The 18,863-nt window shown below is 71.5% G+C and carries 18 protein-coding genes, 1 pseudogene and 1 riboswitch; of the genes and pseudogenes, 12 read left to right on the forward strand and 7 right to left on the reverse strand.

The genetic code is table 11. The features are described from left to right. Positions 1-21: 21 nt before the first annotated feature. Both ACFY36_RS24375 and ACFY36_RS24380 read right to left on the reverse strand, forming a co-directional pair. Complete coding sequence (locus ACFY36_RS24375; protein ID WP_097322740.1) at positions 22-429, reverse strand: roadblock/LC7 domain-containing protein; 408 nt, start codon at positions 427-429, stop codon at positions 22-24. Then, positions 426-3,436 (reverse strand): annotated as a pseudogene (locus ACFY36_RS24380) (sensor histidine kinase). The gene ACFY36_RS24375 and the pseudogene ACFY36_RS24380 overlap by 4 nt, the downstream one beginning before the upstream one ends. A gap of 409 nt (positions 3,437-3,845) precedes the next feature. Between ACFY36_RS24380 and ACFY36_RS24385 the strand changes: the two are divergent. The 11 genes from ACFY36_RS24385 (at position 3,846) to thiC (ending at position 13,156) form a co-directional block, all read left to right on the forward strand. After that, on the forward strand, positions 3,846-4,967 hold the full coding sequence (locus ACFY36_RS24385) for an ABC transporter substrate-binding protein (protein WP_499748781.1): 1,122 nt from the start codon (positions 3,846-3,848) through the stop codon (positions 4,965-4,967). Continuing rightward, positions 4,964-5,713: an ABC transporter ATP-binding protein gene (locus ACFY36_RS24390; RefSeq protein ID WP_499748266.1), complete on the forward strand. Its 750-nt coding sequence runs from the start codon at positions 4,964-4,966 to the stop codon at positions 5,711-5,713. The genes ACFY36_RS24385 and ACFY36_RS24390 overlap by 4 nt, the downstream gene beginning before the upstream one ends. 122 nt (positions 5,714-5,835) lie before the next feature. Continuing rightward, positions 5,836-7,056 carry a hypothetical protein gene (locus ACFY36_RS24395; protein ID WP_499748267.1) on the forward strand — a complete coding sequence of 407 codons (1,221 nt, stop codon included), beginning with the start codon at positions 5,836-5,838 and terminating at the stop codon, positions 7,054-7,056. A gap of 75 nt (positions 7,057-7,131) precedes the next feature. After that, positions 7,132-7,566: a ribonuclease domain-containing protein gene (locus ACFY36_RS24400; RefSeq protein WP_499748268.1), complete on the forward strand. Its 435-nt coding sequence runs from the start codon at positions 7,132-7,134 to the stop codon at positions 7,564-7,566. 48 nt (positions 7,567-7,614) lie between these two features. Continuing rightward, positions 7,615-7,726, forward strand: a riboswitch (TPP riboswitch). Further along, a complete protein-coding gene (locus ACFY36_RS24405) occupies positions 7,720-8,307 on the forward strand; it encodes a thiamine phosphate synthase (RefSeq protein ID WP_499748269.1) in 588 nt (195 codons plus the stop codon). It overlaps the preceding riboswitch by 7 nt. Next, entirely contained in the window at positions 8,304-9,299 is a 996-nt protein-coding gene (thiO, locus tag ACFY36_RS24410) for a glycine oxidase ThiO (protein ID WP_499748270.1), read from the forward strand. The genes ACFY36_RS24405 and thiO overlap by 4 nt, the downstream gene beginning before the upstream one ends. After that, positions 9,299-9,499 carry a sulfur carrier protein ThiS gene (thiS, locus tag ACFY36_RS24415; RefSeq protein ID WP_499748271.1) on the forward strand — a complete coding sequence of 67 codons (201 nt, stop codon included), beginning with the start codon at positions 9,299-9,301 and terminating at the stop codon, positions 9,497-9,499. Before thiO ends, thiS begins: the two co-directional genes overlap by 1 nt. Then, on the forward strand, positions 9,496-10,242 hold the full coding sequence (locus tag ACFY36_RS24420) for a thiazole synthase (protein ID WP_499748782.1): 747 nt from the start codon (positions 9,496-9,498) through the stop codon (positions 10,240-10,242). Before thiS ends, ACFY36_RS24420 begins: the two co-directional genes overlap by 4 nt. Then, positions 10,236-10,793: a thiamine phosphate synthase gene (locus ACFY36_RS24425; RefSeq protein WP_499748272.1), complete on the forward strand. Its 558-nt coding sequence runs from the start codon at positions 10,236-10,238 to the stop codon at positions 10,791-10,793. The genes ACFY36_RS24420 and ACFY36_RS24425 overlap by 7 nt, the downstream gene beginning before the upstream one ends. Further along, positions 10,790-11,548, forward strand: coding sequence for a bifunctional hydroxymethylpyrimidine kinase/phosphomethylpyrimidine kinase (thiD, locus tag ACFY36_RS24430; protein ID WP_499748273.1), 759 nt, complete (start codon positions 10,790-10,792; stop codon positions 11,546-11,548). Before ACFY36_RS24425 ends, thiD begins: the two co-directional genes overlap by 4 nt. A 75-nt stretch (positions 11,549-11,623) precedes the next feature. Continuing rightward, positions 11,624-13,156, forward strand: coding sequence for a phosphomethylpyrimidine synthase ThiC (gene thiC / locus ACFY36_RS24435; protein WP_499748274.1), 1,533 nt, complete (start codon positions 11,624-11,626; stop codon positions 13,154-13,156). A 39-nt stretch (positions 13,157-13,195) separates the two neighbouring features. Here thiC and ACFY36_RS24440 read toward each other — a convergent pair whose 3' ends face one another. Further along, positions 13,196-14,851, reverse strand: coding sequence for an ABC-F family ATP-binding cassette domain-containing protein (locus tag ACFY36_RS24440; RefSeq protein WP_499748275.1), 1,656 nt, complete (start codon positions 14,849-14,851; stop codon positions 13,196-13,198). Positions 14,852-14,874: 23 nt separating this feature from the next. Then, positions 14,875-15,474 carry a class I SAM-dependent methyltransferase gene (locus ACFY36_RS24445; protein WP_499748276.1) on the reverse strand — a complete coding sequence of 200 codons (600 nt, stop codon included), beginning with the start codon at positions 15,472-15,474 and terminating at the stop codon, positions 14,875-14,877. A 95-nt stretch (positions 15,475-15,569) separates the two neighbouring features. Between ACFY36_RS24445 and ACFY36_RS24450 the strand changes: the two genes are divergently transcribed. After that, a complete protein-coding gene (locus ACFY36_RS24450) occupies positions 15,570-16,361 on the forward strand; it encodes a hypothetical protein (protein WP_499748277.1) in 792 nt (263 codons plus the stop codon). Here the strand turns inward: ACFY36_RS24450 and truA are convergent. The 3 genes from truA to ACFY36_RS24465 form a co-directional block, all read right to left on the reverse strand. Continuing rightward, the gene (gene truA / locus ACFY36_RS24455) at positions 16,339-17,148 is read right to left on the reverse strand and encodes a tRNA pseudouridine(38-40) synthase TruA (RefSeq protein WP_499748278.1); all 810 of its coding nucleotides are present in this window, start codon (positions 17,146-17,148) and stop codon (positions 16,339-16,341) included. The genes ACFY36_RS24450 and truA overlap by 23 nt on opposite strands. Positions 17,149-17,213: 65 nt before the next feature. Then, the gene (gene rplQ, locus ACFY36_RS24460; protein WP_499748279.1) at positions 17,214-17,798 is read right to left on the reverse strand and encodes a 50S ribosomal protein L17; all 585 of its coding nucleotides are present in this window, start codon (positions 17,796-17,798) and stop codon (positions 17,214-17,216) included. Positions 17,799-17,833: 35 nt separating this feature from the next. Further along, complete coding sequence (locus ACFY36_RS24465) at positions 17,834-18,856, reverse strand: DNA-directed RNA polymerase subunit alpha (RefSeq protein ID WP_097322755.1); 1,023 nt, start codon at positions 18,854-18,856, stop codon at positions 17,834-17,836. Positions 18,857-18,863: the final 7 nt, after the last annotated feature.

Consider the following 18,863-nt stretch of genomic DNA (forward strand, 5'->3'; position numbering starts at 1 on the left):
CCCGTTCCGGCGGTCCGGCCTCTAATGACTGACTGCTTCACGCGCGACCGGCGAGAGCGCCGCGCCGACCCGCTCGACCAGCAACGCCATCTCGTATCCGACCTGGCCGACGTCGCAGCTGCGGGCGGCCAGGACGGCCATCGCCGAGCCGTCGCTGATCGACATGAGGAACAGGTATCCGCTCTCCATCTCGATGATCGTCTGCTGGACGGTGCCCGCGTTGAACATGCGGGAGGCGCCGTCGGTCAGGCTGACCACACCGGAGGTGATGGCGGCCAGCTGGTCGGCCCGGTCGGCCGGCAGGTCGCGTGAGGCCGCCAGCAGCAATCCGTCGGCGGACACGGCCACGACGTGGGCGATGCCGGCGACGCTGTTGGCGAAGTTGTTGAGCAGCCAGCCCATGTCCTGCATGGTGGGGGGCCTGGTCACTGTTCGGTCTCCTTAGCCTGGGAGGCGGCGGACTCGGCGGTGCCGTCCGTCCGCCCGCGTTGCACTCCCCGGTGGTACGCGGACAGCAACCCGCGGACCTCGTCGGGGCTGCGGCGGTTCTGTGCCTTGGGTCCCGGCTGCACGCCACCGGGCACGAGCTGAGCCTGGGGTACGCGCTTGGGGAGGCCGGATCTCGTGGTGCCGGCGTCGACCGGCTCAGCCGCCGCCATGGCCAACTTCCATCCGTCGTCCGCCGCAGTCTTCCACCGGTCCTCCTCAGCGGGGCGCTGTCTCGGAACCGACGGTCCATTGTGCCCGGTGGCCGTCGGCGCCCGTTTCTCGGGCTTGGGAGCGGGCGGCGGCGACACGGGTGCCGGGGCTTTCACGGGCGCCGGCGCCGGCGCCGGTGACGCCGGGGCCGGCGTCGGGGCCGACGCGACCGGCGCCGCGTTCGGCGGGGGCGCGTAGCCCGCCGTCGGCATGCCGAACTGCTCCTGGCTCGCCCCGTCGTGGTTGCGGAACCAGCTCTGCTGCATCTGAACGAAGATCGGGGCCTCGTTGCGGTCCTCGGCCGGCGGCGCGAGCGGCTGGGCCGGCACCGGGGGCATGGCCGCGAGCGCGGCGCCCCAGCCGCCGGTCGGCGCGGAGACCGGCGGGCTCGAGACGGGCGGGCTCGAGACAGGAGGGCTCGAGACCGGAGGAGCGGAAACCGGTGGGGCGGAGACCGGCGGCGTGGAGACCGGCGGGGCGACGATCGGCGTCTGCATCGTCGGGGTGAAGCCGTTCATCGTCGGCGCGTTCTGCGTCTGCGAGATCGTCTTCGACACCCGGGTCGGCAGCGGCGGGCGGTTCGGCGTGGGCCGCACCTCGGCCGGGTCGCTCGCCGGGCGCTGCGACGGGAAGACCGGCAGCTGCGGGTGCGCCGGGATCTCCTGGACCGGCTCGGGGGCCGGCGGCTCGATGGTCGGCAGCGTGGCCGTGGCGGCCCGGGAGGACCGGGCGTCCCAGCCGCCGGACGGGGCCGCGCCCAGCTCCGGCCGCGGTCCGCCGCCGAACGTGTCGTAGCGGCGCGGCGTGACGACGATGCTGCTCGGCAGCGTGACCTGGGCGACCGTGCCACCCTCGAGGTTGGCCCGCAGCTCGACCTTGATGCCGTAGCGCGAGGCGAGCCGGGACACGACGGCCAGACCCATCAGGCGGAACGCCGCGACGTCCACGTTGGGCGGTTCGGCCAGCCGGCGGTTGAGCTGGTCCATCTGCTCCTCGGACATGCCGAGCCCGCGGTCCTCGACCTGGATCACCACGTAGTCGCGGATCCGGCGGCCGTCGGCGACCACGACGGTGGTCGGCGGCGAGAAGCGGGTGGCGTTGTCGAGCAGCTCGGCGACGAGGCGGACCACGTCGTTGACCGCGAGCGCGGCGATGGAGACGTCGGTGTCGACGGTGCCGAACTCGATGCGGTTGTAGAGCTCGACCTCGGACTGCGCGGCGCGCAGCGCGTCGACGACCAGCGCGTCCTCGCGCCGGGGCGGGCTCGAGTCGGCGCCGGCCAGCACGAGCAGGTTTTCGTCGTTGCGGCGCATCCGGGTGGCCAGGTGGTCGAGCTCGAAGAGCTGGGCCAGCCTCTTCGGGTCCTCCTCGTTGCGCTCGATCATGTCGAGCTCGCCGATCATCCGGTCGACCAGCGACTGGGAGCGGCGGGCCAGGTTGAGGAACATGGTCGAGACGCTGGTGCGCAGGGCCGCCTGCTCGGCCGCGATGCGGACCGCCTCGCGGTGGACCACGTTGAACGCCTGGGCGACCTGGCCGATCTCGTCGCGGTTGGGCAGCTTGATCGGGTCGCGCACCTGGCGGACGATGTCGTCGGCGCCGCCGTCGCCGAGGTTCTTGGCGTCGCGCAGCTTGGCCACGGCGTCGGGCAGGTCGCGGTTGGCCACCGCGAGCGCGCCCTCACGGAGCCGGCGCAGCGACATGTTGAGCGAGCGGGCCAGGATGACGGCGAGCGCGATGGCGACGATCAGCACGATCACGACCAGCGCCGACTCGATCGCGGCCTGCCGGACGACGGAGTCGCGGTCGTCCGCGGTCGCCTTCACGATCTTCGACTCGAGCTGCTGCTCGGCCCAGCGCATCAGGTCGACCACGGCGCCGAACGCCTCGGTGATGTCGGCCGCCGGCACCGCCTCACCGCGGCCGAGCTGGGTGGCGACGCCGTCGACCAGGTTGACCGCGTCGCCGCTGACCACCTTGTCGGCCAGGGCGCGCTGCTCGGGGCTGGCGACCAGCGAGAAGGTGGTCAGCGCCTCCTGCTGGCTGGTCTGCGTCGCGATGAAGGTGACCCGCTGCTCCTCGCTGAGGTCGTTGGCGACCCGCGCGGCGTACGAGACCGCCTCCTGCTCGGCGGTGCCGGCCTTGGCCCGCGAGAACGCGGAGAGCGCGCGCAGGCTGTCGGCGATGTCGCCGTCGCCGGCCAGCTGGCTGACCGAGTCGCCGTACGCGACCAGGTCGGTGATGACCACGCCGTAGCGGGAGACCGCCTCGGCCACGGCGATGCCCTCCCGCTTGCTGACCGCCGTGCGAGTGGCGTCCATCGTGTTGAGGTGGTCGTCGATGCGGGCCAGGCGGTCGCCACCGCGCCGGGCGAGTCGTCGACACCGGCCCGGTGCGAGCGGTAGACGGCGATCTGCGCGTCGCTGTCGCGGACCGCGGTGTCGTAGGCGTCGGGCTTGGCCCCGGCCGGGCCGGCCAGATAGGACGCCGCGGCCATGCGCTCGGTGTGCAGCAGCTGGGTCAGCGCCGAGATGTCGGTGTCGAGCTTGGTCAGCTCCTCCACCTGACCGGCGGCTGACGCGCGCTGTCCGATGTCGACGAGTCGCGTGGTGGCGAGAACGATTACTGCGGCCAGGGGCACGAGGAGGATCAGCGCCAGCTTCGAACGGATGCGCGCATCCCGAAGCCGGGGAAAGACACCACGGCGTGCCACCTGGGTCGAAGATCCGGTGCTCACGACTTCTCCTCCGTGGTCATCCCCGTGTCTCCGTGCCCGCCTGAGCGCTGCGGCCCGGGAATTTCATCAGAACGGACATTGGTTTGGGAAGTCCGGAAACTCCCCGAAACGAACTCCGCGCCGGACTGTTGGATGCATTGCCAGTTCCACAATCGACATTCACACCTCTTTGACGTGCACGAATATGCCGACCACGACATTCCGTGATGACCCGGTCACGATCAAACTGCAAGATTCCAACCAATATGTGAGACAAGCGTCTCGCTCCATCGATGGACCTCTGCTTGACCAGGGGCCCTCACGTTGGCAAGGTTTGGCGCGTTCGAACGGACATCTTGTCCGTATCGCCTTTCTAGGAGGCACCGCAGTGCGGCTCCCCCGCATCACCGCGGCATCCGCCGTGGCATCGATGCTCCTCGTCGCCGGTGCGGCCGGCTGCTCCTCGGACGACGGCCAGCCGAAGGCGTCCGAAGTGATCACGATCGCCGCCGACCTCGACAATTCGTCGGCCGTCGACATCGCGTACGCGCGCGCCCTTCAACTGCGGATCGAGCAGGTGAACGCCTCGGGCCAGCTCGGCGACCGGCAGCTCAAGCTGACCACGCAGGACAACCGGAACGACCCGACGTCCTCGATGCGCAACATCGGCGCGTTCGCCGACGACCCCTCGGTCGCCGCGATCGTCTCCGGCGCCTGTGACCAGTGCGTGGTCGGCGCGGCCAAGACGATCAACGACAAGAAGGTGCCGACCATCTCGCTGGGCGCCTCCGAAGAGGTCGTCAACCCGGTTTCCAGCCGGCGGTACATCTTCAAGATCGGCCCGAACTCGGCCGACAACGCGTCGGCGATGGTCTCCGAGCTGAGCAAGGCGAAGACCAAGAACATCGCGATCCTCTACTCCGACGACCTGTACGGGCGCGGGGCCCAGAGGGCGCTGTTCGCCAAGCTGACCGGCACCGGCATCACCCGCCAGGCCGCCCGCGCGGTCAAGCCGACCGCCACCGACATCACCCAGGCCATCGGCACGCTGGCCGACGGCAACCCGAGCGCGATCGTGGTGCTGACCGCGCCCGACCTGGCCCAGCTGGCCGCGGTCAACCTGAAGCAGGTCGGATTCAAGGGCCGGGTCTACTTCGACGCCGCGGCCGCCGGCGACCTGTTCATCCCGGCCGCCGCCTCGTCCGCGACGAACAACGTCCGGATGGTCTTCACCCAGATCCTGGCCATCGACGACGTCATCGCGACCACGCCGGCGAAATCGTCGCGCAAGCAGTGGTTCCGCGACTACACCTCGCGCTACGGCAGCTACTCGGGCGTGGCCGCCTTCGCGGCCGACGCGGTCGACCTGGTGGCCGACGCGGTGGCCCGGGTCGGCGCCGACCGCGAGGGCATCCGCGACATCCTGGAGACCTCGCAGGTCGACGGCCTGTCCGGCCCGCTCCGGCTGACACCGGACAACCACTCCGGCCTGATGCCGCAGGCGCTCACCGTGCTGGTGGCCCGGGCCGGCCGCTGGCGGCTCGCCTCATGATCCGCGTCGAGAACGTGTCGCGGACCTTCACCGGCCGCTCGGGCACGGTCGAGGCGCTGCGCGACGTGAGCCTCACGGTGGCCGACGGCGAGTTCGTGGCCGTGGTCGGCCGGTCCGGCTGCGGCAAGTCGACGCTGCTGCGGCTGATCGCCGGCCTGCTCCCGCCGACCGGAGGCGCCATCCAGGTGTCCGGCGAGCGGGTGGTCAAGCCGCGCCGGGACGTGGCGATGATGTTCCAGCGCCCGGCCCTGCTGCCGTGGCGGTCGGTGCTCGACAACGTGCTGCTGCCGGTGCAGATCTTCGGCTGGCGCAAGGCGGAATACGTCACCCGCGCCCACGACCTGCTCGAGCTGACCGGCCTGACCGGCTTCGAGAAGAGGCTGCCGCACGAGCTCTCAGGCGGCATGCAGCAGCGGGTGGCGCTGTGCCGCGCGCTGATCGGGCGCCCCCGCGTGATGCTGATGGACGAGCCGTTCTCGGCGCTCGACCCGCTGATCCGCGAGGAGCTGTCGGTCGAGCTCCAGCGCATCCACATGGAGCAGGCGCCGACCACGGTCTTCGTCACCCACTCGATCGACGAGGCGGTGCTGCTGGCCGACCGGGTGGTGGTGCTGAGCCCGCGGCCGGGCCGGGTCCGCGAGATCATCGACGTGCGCATCCCGCGTCCCCGCACGCTCGGCCGCACGGCCAACCTGGACGAGGTCGCCCGGTGCAGCGCCCAGCTTCATGATCTCTTGATGGCTTGATCTCTTCATGGCGCAGCGAGATCACGCTGCGTACAAGGGCTTTCTAAGCGGGATTTTGGACTGCCTTAAGAATCGGACGTCCCAGTGGCGTTCACGGGAGAGGATTCCGTAACGTGCCGGGCATGACTTTCCGCACCTGGGCGAAGTTGTTGGGTGCCTCGTTCGGCGTTGCCGCGCTGGCCGGGGCTTCTCAGCTGGGCCTGGCCTACGGGTTGGGCGTCCTGCGCTTCACCCGCGTCGTTGAGGTCACTGCGCGTGACGAGTGGATCGCCCAGCTGGCCTGGGTGGCGTGGTTCGCCATGACGGCGGCCGCGCTCGGCGCCATCGTCGGCCGCACTCAGCTGCCGAAACGCGCTCCCGCCGGCGCCCGGTTCGTTCCCGCCGTGGTGGCCGGCTTCGGCGCGGCCGCCATCGTGCCGCTCACCATGCAGCCGGCCCGGGCGGCCGAGGTCACCGGCGTCGACCCGGTCTTCGTGGTGGGCGCGTGCGCCGCGCTCGGCGCGGCCGTGGGCATCTTCGCGGCGTACGCGGCCCTGCGCAGCGCCGTCGCCCGCTGGAGCATCCTGACGCTGACGGTCGCCACGTGGGTCGTGGCGCTCGCCTCGGTGGCGCCGTCGCTGAGGCCAGGTCAAGACCCGGTTTCCGTACGCCTCGGCGTGCTCGATCTGAGCATCCTGCCCGACAAGGCGGTCGACCAGGCCGCGCTCTTCACGATGCCGGCGCTCGCCCTGATCTGCGGCGTGGTGATCGGCCTGGCCGCCCGCCGCGGCCGGCACTCGCTGGTGGCCATCGCGCTCTCCGGCCTGCCCGGCCCGGCCCTGCTCACGGTGGCCTACCTGATCGCCGGCCCCGGCGCGGGCGCCGACCGCTACCAGGAGGTCCCGTACTGGGCGGCGATGACGGCCGCCGGCGCCGGGGTCTTCGGCTCCGTGCTGGCCGCGGTCTTCCGGCGCGGCCCGGCCGGCGCCGACGCTCCGCCCACTCCCGACCGCCCGCCGCTGCCCCAGCGCGACGCCCAGCCCCACTCGGCGATCGCCCAGGCCGCGGGCGGCCCGTCGGCCGGAGCTCCCACGGGCCCGCTCCCCGCCGCCGGCGCCCCCACCGGCCCGCTGCCCGGCGCCGGCGCCGCCCAGGCCATCACCGGCCGCGCGAACGTCGCCGCGGCCCGCGCCTCCGTCGCCGCCCGCGCGTCGGCCGCCGCCCAGCGCCCCGACCACGAGCTGCGCCCGTCCGACACCGGAGTGCTGCCGACGCCGTCGTTCGACGGCTTCACCCCACCGCAGCCGCGCCAGCAGGGCAAAGACAACGAGCTGACCGACTGGGTCGGAGGCCTTGGCCGGTAACGTATAGGCGAACGTCAATGGAATGATGTGACCGGGAGGTACCGCGCGGCCTCCCACCGTCGCACGATGTCGTCCATGACCGCTGACCGGTACCCCCGCCTCCGCCGGTTCCTCACCGGCCTCGCCCTGGTCTTCGCCCTCTCCGGCACGGCACTGGTCGTGCCGGCCGTGGTGGCGCCGACAAGCACCGACGCGGCCCAGGCCGCCGTCCACTCGAGCTGCACGATCTCCCGCTGCTCGGCCGCCCGCACCGCCCGCACGGGCTGGTCAACGCTGGGCTGGCCGACGAGCAGCGGCTGGTACGCGTGGCCGTACGGCCAGTACAACTACACCGGCGGCACGTTCCAGAACCGGGAGAAGCAGCTCCCGTTGAACGCCACCTACAGCGAGTACGACGTCTACTCCCGCACGCGCGGCGCGGCCCGGGACGCCTACCGCATCGTGGTCAACCGCTCCACAAGAGAGACCTGGTTCACCCCCGACCACTACGTGACGTTCTACAAGCTGTGAGACAACGGGCACTCTAGCTTTTCTTGACGCGGACCGGTTATGGTCCGAGCACAACCCCACGGGAGTCCGGTGCACCGGGCTGAGAGGGGGGCCGAAGCAGCCCCCGACCGTCGAACCTGATCCGGGTCATGCCGGCGCAGGGAGGAGCGTTCGTTGTTTCCTCGATTGCATGTAGTCACCGACTCGCTCGACGTGGTGCGAGGGGTGGTCGGCCATGGGCCGGTCGCCGTGCAGGTGCGGGTGAAGTCGTCCGATCGTGCGGCCTATGAGCTGACCGTCGCCGCCCTCGATGTGTGCCGGCGTGCCGGTGACGCGCTCTGCCTGGTCGACGACCGGGTGGGTGTGGCCTTGGCGGCCGGCGCCGATGGCGTCCATGTGGGCGCCGAAGATCTTCCGGTGGCCGCGGTTCGTCGGGTTCTGGGCTCCGACGCGGTTGTGGGCGCCACGTGCCGTACACCCGAAGCCGCTCTGAAAGCCGTCGACGACGGAGCGTCCTATCTCGGCGTGGGGCCCGCCTTCGCCACCGTCAGCAAGGCCGGGCTTCCCGAGCCGATCGGGCCCGAAGGGGTCGGGAAAGTCGTCGCGGCGGTGCCGGGCACGCCGGTCATCGCCATCGGCGGGGTCACCGTCGACCGGGTCGCTCTGCTCGACTCGTACGGCGTGGCGGCGATCTCGGCCATCGCCGGCGACCCGGCCCGCGCCACGGTCGCCTTCCTCCAGGCCTTGGGAGGCCGGGCATGAGCGACATCGCGGTGGTCGGTGGCGGGATCATCGGGCTGGCTGTCGCGTGGCGGCTCGTCGAGCGCGGGCAGGACGTCACCGTCTTCGACGACGGGGACGACGGGGCCTGGCACGTCGCGGCCGGCATGCTCGCGCCCGGCGGCGAGTCGGCGTTCGAAGATCCGGCCCTGGTGCGGCTGATGGAACGGTCGGCCGATCTGTGGCCCGGCTTCGCGGCCGAGCTGGGCGTGGACGTCGGCTACGACGACACCGGAACGCTGAGCCTGGCCATGACCGCGGACGACGTGGCCGAGGCGGCCCGGGTCTGGACCAGGCAGCAGTTGCCGCTGCTGCGCCCCTCGGAGTTGCGTGAGCTGGAGCCGGCGCTCTCGCCCCGGGTGCGCGTCGGCGTGCATTCACCGCGGGAACGCCAGGTCGACCCGCGCCGCGTGGTCGCCGCACTCCGCGAGCGGCTGCGCGACCGGATCGTGCCGAAGCGGATCGAGTCGCTGTCCGATGTGGAGGCCACGACGGTCGTCGTGGCGGCCGGTTGTGGCACCGCGCGGCTCACCGGTCTCCCCGTACGGCCGGTCAAAGGTCAGGTCCTGCGGTTGCGGGGTGAGCCGGGGCTTCTGCGGCATGTGCTCGACGCGACGGTCGACGGGCGGCCGGTCTACATCGTGCCCCGCCGGGACGGCGAGATCGTCGTCGGCGCCACCCAGGAGGAGCGCACCGACCGGCTGGTCACCGCGGGCGGCGTGCACGACCTGCTGCGGGCCGCGATCGAGCTGGTGCCGGGCCTGGCCGAGCTGGAACTGACCGAGACAACCGTGGGCCACCGGCCCGGAACCCCGGACAACGCGCCCCTGATCGGGCCCATCGGCCAGGGCGTTTTCGTGGCCGCCGGCCACCACCGCAACGGCATCCTGCTCGCCCCGGTCACCGCCGAGCTCATCGCCGATCTCGTGCTGGACGGCAAGGAATGCCCCGACTTCGACCCCGGGAGGTTCTGATGCGGTTGACGGTCAACGGGCGCAGCTTCGACACCGAGACCGAGTTGTCGGTGCTGGCCCTGGTCGAGACGCTCACCGAGGCCCGCCGCGGCGTCGCGGTCGCGGTCAACGGCGAGGTGGTTCCCCGCTCGACGTGGAGCGCGGTGCCCTTGGCCGAAGGCGACGCGGTCGAGGTGCTGACCGCGGCACAGGGAGGCTGACCGTGTTCGACAAATCACGGCTCATTCTGGGCACGGGCGGCGCCAACAGCCTGGCCGCCCTGGAGGAGGCCATCGTCGCCTCCGGGACCGACCTGGTCACGGTCGCCCTGCGCCGGGTCGACGCGGCCGGGCCCGGACTGCTGCCGATGCTCGACCGGCTCGGCGTGCGAGTGCTGCCGAACACGGCCGGCTGCTATACGGCGGGCGACGCGGTGAAGACGGCCCACCTGGCCCGCGAGGCCTTCGAGACCGACCTGATCAAGCTCGAGGTCATCGGCGACGACCGGACCCTGCTGCCCGACGGCGTGGAGCTGCTGCGCGCGGCCGAGACGCTGGCCGGCGACGGGTTCACCGTGTTGCCGTACACGAGCGACGACCCGATCCTGGCCCGCCGCCTGGCCGACGTGGGCTGCGCGGCGGTGATGCCGGCGGGCTCGCCGATCGGCTCCGGCCTGGGCATCTCCAACCCACACCACATCCGGCTGATCCGGCAGAGCGTCGACGTCCCGGTCGTGCTCGACGCGGGCATCGGCACGGCCTCGGACGCGGCCCTGGCCATGGAGCTGGGCTGCGACGCCGTGCTCATCGCCAGCGCGATCACCCGGTCCGACGACCCGGCGGCGATGGCCTCGGCGATGCGCCACGCGGTGCTGGCGGGACGGCTGGCCTACACGGCCGGGCGCATCCCACGCCGCTTCCACGCATTGGCGTCCACATCGGACGAGGGGCGGGCCCAGTGGTGATCCCGGGCGGGCTCGTCGTTCTCACCGACCGGCGGTCCGCCGCCGGGCCGTTGGTTCCGGTGGTCGAGGCGGCGATCCGCGGCGGCGCCGAGTGGGTCATTCTGCGGGAGAGAGATTTGCCGTACGCCGAAAGGGCCGCGCTCGCCGAGCGACTGCGCTCCCTGCTGCCGCCGGGCCGGTTGATCGTCGCCGGGCCGGACCCGCTCGGCGGCGACGCGGTGCACCTGGCCGAGGCCGATCCGGTGCCCGCCGCCGGCCTGATCGGGAGATCGGCTCATGGCGCGCCGAAATTGTCCACTGAGGACTACGTGACGCTCTCGCCGGTCTTCCTGACCAGGACCAAGCCGGGGTACGGCCCCGCGCTGGGACCGGAGAAGGCGGCGGCGCTCGCGGGTGAGGTGCCGTGGCTGGCGCTGGGCGGCATCGACACGCCGTCGCGGGCGGCCGCCTGCGTGGCCGCCGGGGCCCGCGGGGTCGCGGTGCTCGGCGCCGTCATGCGCGCCGACGATCCGGAACTGGCGGCGGCGGAGCTAGCGGCGGCCGCCCGATGACGCCGCCGGTCGTGCTCACCATCGCCGGCTCCGACTCCGGGGGTGGCGCCGGCATTCAGGCCGACCTCAAGACCTTCGCCGCCCTGTACGCCTACGGCACCTCCGTCATCACCGCTGTCACCGCCCAGAACACGCTCGGCGTCACCGCCATCCACCCCATCCCGATCGACATCGTCGCCGCCCAGCTCGACGCCGTCCTGGCCGACTTCCCGGTCGCCGCCGTCAAGGTCGGCATGATCGGCGACCCCGCCGTGGCCGCTCTGATCGCCGACCGGGCCGGCCGCCTGCCCCACCTCGTCGTCGACCCCGTGCTGGTCGCCACGTCAGGCGCCCGGCTCGCGGACACTGCGGCTGTCGCGCCCCTGGTGTCGTACAACTGTGTCCTGACCCCGAACCGGCAGGAGGCCGCCGCCCTCACCGGAAGCCCGGTCGAGACGGCCGAGGAGATGGTCCTGGCCGCCGAAAGCCTGGCCAAGCAGGGCGCGCGCGCCGTCGTGGTGACCGGCAGCGAGACCGCCGCCGACGTGCTGTGGCACGACGGCGTGGCCGAGACGTTGCGCGGCGAGCCGGTGCGGACGGCGAACAACCACGGGTCGGGCTGCACCTTCTCCTCGGCGGTGGCGGTCTTCCTGGCGTCCGGTGATCCGGTGCCGGTCGCCGTGCGGAAGGCCAAGCGTTATGTGCGCACCGCGCTGGCCGGCGGGCGCGAATGGCGGCTGGGCGCGGGGCCCGGTCCGCTGAACCACTTCATCTAAAGGCTCCGACGGCTGTGGCGCGGGGTTCCGTGCTGCCGTCCGCCGCCGGTTTTGTCACGATTGGGGAGGAAAAGCATGAGGCGCAAGGTGTACGTCGAGGGATCGCGGCCCGACATGAAGGTGCCGTTCTCGGAGGTCGTGCTGAGCGACGGGAACGACCCCGTGCGGCTCTACGACACCTCGGGCCCGGGCAGCGATCCGGAGGTCGGCCTGCCGCCGCTGCGTAAACCGTGGGGCACCCGGAAGACGCAGCTCGCCGCGGCCCGGGCCGGCGAGACGACGCCCGAGATGGAGTTCGTCGCCGTCCGCGAGAACGTCCCGGTGGAGTTGGTGCGCGACGAGATCGCGGCCGGCCGGGCCGTGCTGCCGGCGAACGTCAACCATCCCGAGTCGGAGCCCATGGTGATCGGCTCCCGCTTCCTGGTGAAGGTCAACGCGAACATCGGCACGTCCGCGGTGACCTCGTCGGTCGCCGAGGAGGTCGAGAAGATGACGTGGGCGACCCGCTGGGGCGCGGACACGGTGATGGACCTGTCGACCGGCCCCCGCATCCACGAGACCCGCGAGGCGATCATCCGGAACGCGCCGGTCCCGATCGGCACCGTGCCGATCTACCAGGCGCTCGAGAAGGTCAAGGGCGATCCGGTCAAGCTGACCTGGGAACTGTTCCGCGACACCATCATCGAGCAGGCCGAGCAGGGCGTCGACTACATGACGATCCACGCCGGCGTGCTGCTGCCGCACGTGCCGCTGGCCGCCGACCGGGTCACCGGGATCGTCTCCCGCGGTGGCTCGATCATGGCGGCCTGGTGTCTCGCCCACCACGAGGAGAACTTCCTCTACACCCACTACGACGAGCTTTGCGAGATCTTCGCCCGGTACGACATCACGTTCTCCCTGGGCGACGGCCTGCGCCCGGGTTCGATCGCCGACGCCAACGACGCGGCCCAGTTCGCCGAGCTGCGCACGCTGGGCGAGCTGACCCACCGCGCCTGGGAGTACGACGTGCAGGTGATGGTGGAGGGCCCAGGCCACGTACCCATGCACAAGATCAAGGAGAACGTGGACCTCCAGGTCGAGCTGTGCGGCGGCGCGCCGTTCTACACGCTGGGCCCGCTGGCCACGGACATCGCCCCCGCCTACGACCACATCACGTCAGCGATCGGCGCCGCGATGATCGGCATGTTCGGCACCGCGATGCTCTGCTACGTCACCCCCAAGGAGCACCTGGGCCTGCCCGACAAGGACGACGTGAAGGCCGGCATGATCGCCTACAAGATCGCCGCACACGCGGCCGACCTGGCCAAGGGCCACCCGGGCGCCCAGGCCTGGGACGACGCCCTGTCCAAGGCCCGTTTCGAGTTCCGCTGGGAGGACCAGTTCGAGCTGGCCCTGGACCCGGAGACGGCCCGCGCCTACCACGACGAGACCTTGCCGGCCCCGGCCGCCAAGACAGCCCACTTCTGCTCGATGTGCGGCCCGAAGTTCTGCTCCATGAAAATCAGCCACGAACTGAAGGCCATGGGCATGTCCCAGAAGTCAGCCGAGTTCGTCGAGTCCGGCGGCAAGGTCTACGTCCCACTGGCCGAGGTAGCCCCCAACGCCTGACCCTGTGGGCGTCCCAGCTCCGGCCGGGACGCCCTCTGGTCAACGGACGTCCCAGACCGGCTCTGGGGTCTCGACGACCTCGCCGTCGCCCTGGAAGAGGATGAAGCGGTCGAACGAGCGGGTGAACCAGCGGTCGTGAGTTACCGCGATCACCGTTCCCTCGAACAGGCGCAAACCCTCCTCCAAGGCCTCGGCCGACGCCAGGTCGAGGTTGTCCGTCGGCTCGTCGAGCAGCAGGACCGTGGCGCCGGACAGCTCCAGCAACAGCACCAGGAAACGGGCCTGCTGGCCGCCGGACAGGGTGCCGAAGAGCTGGTCGCCCTGCCCGGCCAGCTCGTAGCGGTTCAGCGCCTTCATCGCCCCGGCCCGATCCATGCCCGAACGGTGGTCGTCGCCTCGCCAGAGGATCTCGACCAGGGTGCGTTCGAGCAGCTCGGGACGGTCGTGGGTCTGCGAGAAGTGGCCGGGCCGCACCCGGGCGCCGAGCCGGGCCACCCCGTTGTGGGCCACGCGGGCCAGCGGGGCGCCGTCGACCGGCTTGTTCTCCGCCTCGGGGTCCGAGCCGCCCGCCGCCAGCAGGCGCAGGAAGTGTGACTTGCCGGTGCCGTTCGCGCCCAGCACCGCCACCCGGTCGCCGTACCAGATCTCCAGGTCGAACGGGAACGTCAGGTCCTCCAGCTCCAGCTGTTCCAGGATCACCGCGCGTTTCGCCGTACGGCCTCCGCGCAGGTTCATCCGCAGCGACTGGTCCTTCGGCGGCAGCGGGGGCGGGCCGGCCTCCTCGAACTTGCGCAGCCGGGTCTGCGCCGACTGGTAGCGCGAGGCCATGTCGGAGTTGTAGGCCGCCTTCTGCTTGTACATGAACACCAGCTCGCGAAGCTTCTGATGCTCTTCCTCCCAGCGCCGGCGGTTCTCCTCGAGGCGGGAGTGGCGGTGCACCCGCGCCTCGTGCCACGACGCGAAGCCGCCCGGGTGGGTCCACGCGCTGCCGCCCTCGACCGTCACCACGCGGTCGGCCGTCTGCGCCAGCAGTTCGCGGTCGTGCGAGACGTAGAGGACCGATTTGGGTGACTCGCGCAGGCGCGACTCGAGCCAGCGTTTGCCCGGCACGTCGAGGAAGTTGTCCGGCTCGTCGAGCAGCAGGACCTCGTCGTCGCCGCGCAGCAGCAGGTCGAGCGCGAACCTTTTCTGCTGACCGCCGCTGAGTGTCCGCACAGGACGCTGTTTGACCAGGTCCCACGGCTTGTCGAGGATCGCGACGGCCACGGTGTCGAAGAGCACCTCGGCGTCGTAACCACCGACTTCGCCCCAATGGGCCAGGGCATTGGCGTACGCCAGCTGGCTGCGCTCCGAGTCGTCGAGGGCCGCCGCGGCCTTCTCGAGCCGCTCCCCCGCCTCGGACAGCGCCGGTTTCACCAGGGAAAGAGCGAGATCGGCCAGCGTACGGTCGTCGCCGATCATGCCGATGAACTGGCGCATGACGCCGAGCCCACCGGAGCGCGCGATGCCACCCTCCGGCGTGGACAGGTCACCGGCGACCATCCGCATCAGCGTGGTCTTGCCCGCGCCGTTCGGCCCGACCAGGGCGACCTTGGCTCCCTCACCGACCCGGAACGAGACGTCGGCGAACAGCCGCCGCCCGTCGGGCAGCACGAATCCGGCGCCGGCGACATCCACGTACCCCATGGCCGACATCTTCCCCGGTGAGTGCCCGGAAGTCAGCCGGTTTTCGCGGTCACCCGCAGCACCCGGAAGCCCTTCTTGCTGGCCACCCGCGAGACGTCCCAGCCCTTCTCGACGAGCCACGCGTGCAGGGAGTCGCCGCCGAGATTGCGGTTGATCACCAGCCAGGCCACGCCGCCGGGGGCGAGCCGGGGCAGCCAGCGCTCCATGATCGCGTGCAGCTCGGCCTTGCCGACGTGGGTGGGCGGGTTGCTCCAGATCTCGTCGAACGTGACGCCGGCCGGCACGTCGTCGGGCGCCGCCACGTGGACGGTCAGGCCGAGCGCGGCCGCGTTCTCCCCGGTGAGCTGCCGGGCCCGCGAGTTGACGTCGACGGCGTGCACCACCGCGCCGGGGGCCGTGCGGGCCAGCACGCACGCGATCGGCCCATATCCGCAGCCGAGGTCGAGCAGGACCCCGCCCGCCGGCAGGTCGCCCTTCTCCAGCAGCACGGTCGTGCCCGGGTCGAGCCGTCCCGACGAGAACACGCCGGCCGCGGTGGCGAGCTTGTATTCCTGGCCCGAGACGCTGAACCGGATCTCACGCCGCTGGTCGGGCGTGGTCGGCTCGGCGCTGAAGTAATGGTCGGCGGTCACCCGTCAAGTCTGCCGGTTTTCACCACGGCGCCAACCTCCGGGGTGCCGCACAAACTGTGCGTTCATTGATCACCATGCGCTCCTAGCGTGACCGCATGCGGTACGGCACCCCTTCCCGACCGGCCCACCGCGCGACCGCCGACGGCGGCCTGGCCCTGCTGGTGCGGGGCGCCGCGTCCGCCGGGCAGCACCGCCCGGACCCGCCCCGGGCCCGGCGCCGCGCCCGCGCGGAGCCGTTGCGCCCTTTTCAGCTGCTCACCCGCGGCCTGGCCGCCCTGATCCTGTTCGCCCTGCTCGGCATGTTCGGTTTCCTGGTCTTCGCCGACCGGTTCCGGGACCGGGCGCCGGCCACCACCCTCGCGCCGGCCGAGGTGTCCCAGCCCCAGGCGCTCTCGCTCGGCTCGGTCTTCGGTGACCGGGATCAGCTGCGCCCGGAGGGCGCGGCCGGCCCGTACACCATCGATCTTCGCCATATGAGCGCCGACTGCGCCGAGGCGACGACGGGTGAGCTCGGCGTCCTGCTCGAACGGTACGGCTGCGGCGAGGTGGTCCGGGCCGGTCTGATCGCGCCGTACCCCGGATATCGGGTCACGGCCGGGGCGTTCAACCTGGCCGACGAGGCCGGCGCGGCCGAGGTCGAGGATCTGCTGCGCGACGTGGTGGAGGGCGGCGACGGCGGGTTCGCGACGCTGCCCGCGGCCGAGGCCGGCACGACCACGCCGCAGGTGGGCTGGCACGCCCGGGGCCACTACCTGCTCTACTGCGTGATCACCCGGGCCGACGGCCAGCTGGTGCCCAGCGACGATCCGGCGGCCGTGCGCATCACCGCCGAGATCATCGACACCCACCTGGCCGAGTCGCTGCTCAGGCCCGTAGTCGCCGGGTAGCTTCGGCCCGTACGGCGTAATCGGCCTCCGCCGGATAACCCACCTCGACCAGCGTAAGCCCGTGGGCCGGGGCCACTGTGACCTCGCTGGAGCGCTCCGTGCGGCTCAGCAGGGTGGCCGGCCAGCCCGGGTCGCGGCGCCCGTCGCCGACCGTCAGCAGGGCGCCGACCAGGCTGCGGACCATCGACTGGCAGAACGCGTCGGCCTGCACCGTGGCCACGCAGACGCCGTCCGGGTCGCGCCGCCAGTCGAGCCGGTTGATGGCCCGGATCGTGGTGGCGTGCTCCTTGCGCTTGCAGTACGCGGCGTAGTCGTGCTCGCCGGTCAGCCACTGCGAGGCCGCGTTGAGCCGGTCCAGGTCGAGCGGCCGCACCCAGCCGATGGTGTCGTGCCGCCGCAGCGGCTCCGGTCCCCACCCGGTGTCGGCGACCCGGTACTCGTACCGGCGGAACGTGGCCGAGAACCGCGCGTCGAAGGTCGCCGGCACCGGCCGGATCGCCCGCACCCGCGCGTCGGGCGGCATGAGCGCGGCCAGCCGCCGCATCAGCGAGGCTTCGAGCTGGGTGAACGCTTCAAGGGGCAGATCGATGTGGCAGACCTGACCGGAGGCGTGCACCCCCGCATCCGTACGCCCGGCGACCGTCAGCCCCAGGGAGGAGGCGTCGACCAGCCGGCCGAGCGCCGCCACGAGCACCCCGGCCACCGTCCGCCGCCCGGGCTGCGCGGCCCATCCGGAGAAGTCGCCCCCGTCGTACGACACGTCCAGCCGCAGCCGGATCGATTCCATGTCTCTCCCCATAAGAAAAGACCCGGCGCCCCCATATCAGGGAGCACCGGGTCTTTCGCGTTACGTCACGCCTTGGTGTCGTCGCCCTCGGCCTGGTCGCCCGGGCCCTCGGCACCCTTGTCACCGGACGCGTTGACCGGAGCCTCGGCGTCCTGGTCGGCGTCGGTGTCGGCCTTGGCGGCCGGCGCGGTGGCCGGAGCCTCGTCCTCGCGGGCCAGGGCCTCGACCTTGTCCTGCTGCGCGGTGGCCTTGCGGGCGGCCTTCTTGGCCGGCGCGGTGGTCGCCGCCACCTGGAGCTCCTCGACCAGCTCGATGACGGCCATGGGAGCGGCGTCACCCTTGCGCGGGCCGGTCTTGGTGATCCGGGTGTAGCCGCCCGGGCGGTTGCCGTAGCGCGGCGCGATCTGCTCGAACAGGGCGTACACGACGTCCTTGTCCTTCACCGTGGCCAGCACCCGGCGACGGTTGTGCAGGTCGCCGCGCTTGGCCTTGGTGATGAGCTGCTCAGCCAGGGGGCGCAGCCGGCGGGCCTTGGCCTCAGTGGTCTTGATCTTCCCGTGCCGGAAAAGCTCGGTGGCCAGGTTGGCCAGGATGAGCTTCTCGTGCGCCGGGCTGCCGCCGAGGCGGGCTCCCTTGGTGGGCGTGGGCATTTCCAATGCTCCTTTAGATGGCCGAGCTTAAAAACTCAGAGCTGCTCGGTCTCGCGGTAATCGTCGGTGTCGTAGTCCACGTCGCCGAACGAGTCCACGACGTGAGCGGGGTCGAAGGACGGCGCGCTGTCCTTGAGGCCCAGGCCCATTCCGGCGAGCTTCATCTTGACCTCGTCGATGCTCTTCTGACCGAAATTCCTTATATCCAGAAGGTCGGCCTCCGTCCGCCCGATGAGTTCACCAACGCTGTTGATGCCCTCACGCTTGAGACAGTTGTACGACCGGACGGTCAGGTCGAGCTCCTCGATCGGCAGCGCCAGGTCGGCAGCGAGCTGCGCGTCCTGCGGCGACGGGCCGATGTCGATGCCCTCGGCGGTCTCGTCCAGCTCGCGGCAGAGGCCGAACAGCTCGACCAGCGTCGAGCCGGCCGAGGCCAGCGCGGTGCGCGGCGAGATGGAAGCCTTGGACTCGACGTCGATGATCAGACGGTCGAAGTCGGTGCGCTGCTCGACACGGGTCGCCTCGACGCGGTAGGTCACCTTCATGACCGGCGAGTAGATCGAGTCGACCGGGATGCGGCCGATCTCGGCGCCGGCGCTCTTGTTCTGCGCCGCCGTGACGTAGCCACGGCCCCGCTCGACGGTGAGCTCCATGTCGAGCCGGCCCTTGCTGTTGAGCGTGGCCAGCTTGAGGTCGGGGTTGTGCACGGACACGCCGGCCGGGGGCTGGATGTCACCGGCGGTGACGTCGCCCGGGCCCTGCTTGCGCAGGTACATGCTGACCGGCTCGTCGTGCTCGGAGCTGACGGTGAGCTCCTTGACGTTCATGACCAGCTCGACCACATCCTCCTTGACACCGGGGATGGTGGTGAACTCGTGCAGAACGCCGTCGATCTTGATGCTGGTGACAGCAGCACCGGGGATGGACGACAGCAGGGTACGCCGCAGCGAGTTGCCGAGGGTGTACCCGAAACCGGGCTCGAGGGGCTCGATGGTGAACCGGGAGCGGGTCTCGCTGATCGACTCCTCGGAGAGGGTCGGCCGCTGGCTGATGAGCACGCTACTT

The organism is Actinoplanes sp. NPDC000266 (genome assembly GCF_042899005.1).
Classification (GTDB): domain Bacteria; phylum Actinomycetota; class Actinomycetes; order Mycobacteriales; family Micromonosporaceae; genus Actinoplanes.